The 2,695-nt window shown below is 40.3% G+C and carries 1 protein-coding gene; it reads left to right on the top strand.

Features of this window, described 5'->3' with window-relative positions; all coding sequences use genetic code 11:
* On the top strand, positions 1-2,695 hold a 2,695-nt coding region (locus BN338_RS06290; protein ID WP_198003684.1), incomplete at both ends, for a restriction endonuclease.

Below are 2,695 nucleotides of genomic sequence, written 5' to 3'. Positions count from 1 at the left end.
CTCTCTCTTAGAATATTATCGTCAAAAAGCTAAATCACCCCGTGAATTAGGAACATTGTTTGAAAACCTTGTCATGGCTTATTTGACGAAAGATCCTCTTCAAAAGCAAGAATACGAAAAGGTTCAAACCTATTGTGAATGGGCGCAAGAGCGTAATGAAGATGGAACAGATATTGGGATTGATCTGGTCGCTACAATCCGTGATGAAGGCGGCTATGCGGCTATTCAATGTAAATGCTATGACGCTTCTCACATAATTAAAAAAGAAGATATTGATAGTTTTATCGCTGCCTCGGGAAAAAAGATCTTCACCCGTCGTATACTGGTTGATAGCACCGAAACAGATTGGAGTGACAATGTTGAACTGACTTGTGAAGGGCAAGAGGTTCATATTCAACGGATAAACCTTTTTGATTTAGAAAACAGTCAAATTGATTGGGGGGCTTATAAAGAACAAGGACAAGCCGTCCTTAAAGAGAAACCCAAAAAAAAGCTTTTAGATCATCAAAAAGAAGCCCTTGAGAAAGTCTGTGAAGGTTTACAAGAAGCAGATCGTGGCAAGCTGATTATGGCATGTGGAACGGGCAAAACTTTCACCAGTTTGAAGATAGCAGAACAGATAGCAGGAAAAGGCAAGCGTGTATTGTTTTTGGTGCCCTCTCTTGCTCTTATTTCTCAAACAATTCGTGAATGGACAGAAGATACAGAAGTGCCTTTGCGTTCTTTTGCTGTCTGTTCGGATACACAAGTGGGCAAGCGTCGTAAGAATAATAAAAATGATGCTCTTGAATTTGATAGCTCTGATCTTGCCTTGCCTGCTACAACGGATGCAAAAGAATTGGCTAGCAAAGCGGGTAAGGTTTCACATGATCTCATGACTGTGGTGTTTTCCACTTACCATTCCATCCAAGTGATTTCGGATGCACAAAAAAAGTATGATTTACCTGAATTTGATCTGATTATTTGTGATGAAGCTCATCGAACCACTGGGGCTTCATTAGGAACTGACGACAATGAATCTGATTTTATCAAGGTTCACGATAATAGTATCATTTTTGGGAAAAAACGCCTCTACATGACAGCAACCCCCAAGATCTTTACCGATGATGCCAAAAGGCGTGCCGATGAGATCAATGCCGTTCTCGCATCGATGGATGATGAAGAGCTCTATGGAAAAGAGCTTTACACCTACACCTTCTCAAAAGCCGTTCAGAATGAACTTTTAGCACCTTATAAGATTATTGTCTTGGGTATTAATGAAGAGGAAGTGAGTCAATCCATTCAACATCTGATGACTGATGAGAACTATGAACTCACTCTTGATGATAAAACCAAGATCATAGGGTGTTATCAAGCCCTTGCTAAAATAGATCTTAAGGTTGATTTAAGTGATGATCCCAATCCCATGCGGCGGGCTTTGGCTTTTTGTAAAGATATCAATACGTCTAAACGTATTCGTAAAACATTCAATTCTGAAGAAATACAGGAAGAATTATTCAATCTTCATAAGGTCTATAAAGATACCCCGCCTCTTCACTGTACCTTTGATCATATTGATGGAACCCAAAGTGCCAAAACGCGTCATAAAGCCCTTGATTGGCTTAAGGAAGATGCGGGGGAAAATACTTGCCGTGTGCTCACCAATGTAAGATGTCTGTCTGAAGGAGTGGATGTTCCCGCTCTTGATGCCATCATGTTTTTACACCCGCGTAAAAGCCATGTGGATGTGATACAGGCGGTGGGGCGTATCATGCGTCGTGCACGGGGAAAAAAGAGAGGCTATATCATTTTACCCGTTGGGGTCCCTGCTGGAGTTTCTGCTGAACAGGCTTTACGCTACAATAAGAGATACAAGGTGGTCTGGCAAGTGATCAATGCTTTACTTGCTCATGATGAGAATTTTGAAATCACCCTTAACCAGATGATTTTAGGTCAAGACGTCAGTGATGTTTTGGAGCTTGTCGCCTTAAAGAGCATGACCGCGGTTGAGGATAAAATCCATATCCATGAAAAATCAGAACATATGGGTCTTGAGATTGGAAAAGCCGCTCATGAACCGCAGCATAGTTATAAAGGGCAAATGAGATTACCTTTTTATAAAGAGTTTCCCAATGCTTTGAAAACTCTTCTTGCAAAGAAATTTGCTATTGCGGATTATTGGGAAAATTGGGCTGGCAATGTTGCTGAGATTGCACAAAACCATATCACACGCCTTCAAACTATGCTTTCTGATGAAAACAGTGAAGCCTTTCATGCTTTTGATGCGTTTCATACAGAATTAAAGAACAATTTAAACAGTGAAATCAAGCAAGAGGAAGCGATTGAGATGTTAGCACAGCATCTTGTTACGCGTCCCGTGTTTGAAGCCTTGTTTGATGGCAATGAATTTGTACAAAACAATGCCATTTCGCAAGCCATGGAAAAGATCTTAACAGAACTTGATAAAACGAATATCGAGGAAGAATCCAAGGAATTACAAGAGTTTTATAACAGTGTAAGACTTCGTGCTTCTGGGATTACCTCGCCTTTAGCAAGACAAAATCTTATTATTACGCTTTATGAAAGTTTTTTTGCTAAGGCATTTAAGAAAACCACGGATAGGCTTGGGATTGTTTATACGCCCGTTGAGGTTGTAGATTTTATCATTCATTCTGTTGATGATGTGTTGCGTAATGAATTTGGCAAAAGCTTGGGG

This window comes from Bartonella queenslandensis AUST/NH15, from assembly GCF_000312585.1.
GTDB classification, from domain to species: domain Bacteria; phylum Pseudomonadota; class Alphaproteobacteria; order Rhizobiales; family Rhizobiaceae; genus Bartonella; species Bartonella queenslandensis_A.
Note: the sequence above shows the minus strand (reverse complement) of the source record. Positions and strands in the feature narration are given on the sequence as shown.